Below are 1288 nucleotides of genomic sequence, written 5' to 3'. Positions count from 1 at the left end.
AAAATCGGTGCCACGTCTTGGGTTGTGGGGTTGTTACTCACCAAACCCCCCCGGGGGGGGGGGGGGGGGCCCCCCCCCGCCCCCCTTCCGGGGCCTGGCGTTCAGCTCTGCCGCGGCGGCGTCCAGGTCTTCCCTTGTGTACTTCTTCAGGTCTGTCCCTTTTGGGAAGTATTGCCGCAGCAGGCCATTCGTGTTCTCGTTTGAGCCTCGCTGCCAGGGGCTGTGCGGCTCGCAGAAGTACACCGGCATGCCGGACGCCTGAGAGAAGGCGAAGTGATGCGCCAGCTCCGCGCCCTGGTCCCAGGTCAGGGAGCGCCTGAGATGTAGCGGGAGGCCCTTCACTGCCTCCAGAAGTCCAGTGGTGGTGAACCCGGGGCTGTGGCCCTGAGGGAGGTGCACGAGCAGCGTGTAGCGGGTGTTGCGCTCCACGAGAGTGCCGATGGCAGAGCCGTTCTTCTCTCCGACGATCAGGTCACCTTCCCAGTGCCCAGGTGTGGACCGGTCGGTGGGCTCGAAGGGACGCTGACTGATCATGACCATCGGGTGAGTGAAACGCGGTTGCCGCTGGTCAGGGTGACGGCGCCGCTTCCGCAAGCAGCGACCCGTGCGGAGGCGCCGACCAATCTCGCGCCACAGCCCACCCCGCGCCTGGGCATACAGGCCGCGATAGATCGTCTCGTGCGTCACATGCATCTCCGGGCGGTCCGAGAACTGCCGGCGCAGGATGTTCGCGATCTGTTCAGGGCTCCACTTCTCATCCAAGCGCGCCTGGATGAAGTCCCGCAGCTCAGGGCACGTCTCGATCCTCCGGGGCTTGGGGCGAGCACGCCGTGTCTCGGCGCGCTTGTGAGCGGAAAAAGGGCGGTAGTAGCTCGGGTGGCTCGGCCGAACGCTTGGGTTGCAGTTGCGGCGGATCTCGCGACTGATGGTCGACGGGCTACGGCCCAGCTCGGCTGCGATCGACCGAATGCTTCTCTTCTCTCGCCGCAGGTCAGCGATGCGGATGCGCTCTTCCTCGGACAGGTAGCGACAGGAGATGGGCCGACCCGTGCCCCTCGCCACCTTGTCTTCTGCCAGGTGGTGAGGGACAAAGGCCCGCTTTTCGCCTGTGAGGGGATGGATCTCGGGTCGTGTGCGCTTCCCGGGCCGCATGGTGGTCTGAATGCGGGGGTTGCGGCCGTTCATCCACTCCTGGCCGGTTCGGCGATTGATGCCGATGATCCGACTAGCTTCTCTGATGCTCACCCCCTGGCTAACGAGTTCAAGGAACTTCCGTCGCTCCTCGACC

At 65.4% G+C, this 1288-nt stretch carries 1 protein-coding gene; it reads right to left on the bottom strand.

Annotated features, from left to right (window positions below):
* Positions 1-33: 33 nt before the first annotated feature.
* The coding region (locus tag ACZ4E1_RS40265) for an IS30 family transposase (protein ID WP_467548974.1) at positions 34-1288 on the bottom strand (1255 nt) is incomplete at its 5' end.

Source organism: Streptomyces sp. NPDC025806 (genome assembly GCF_055558275.1).
The sequence above is the reverse complement of the archived record's forward strand: the minus strand, read 5'-3'. Positions and strand labels throughout refer to the sequence as shown.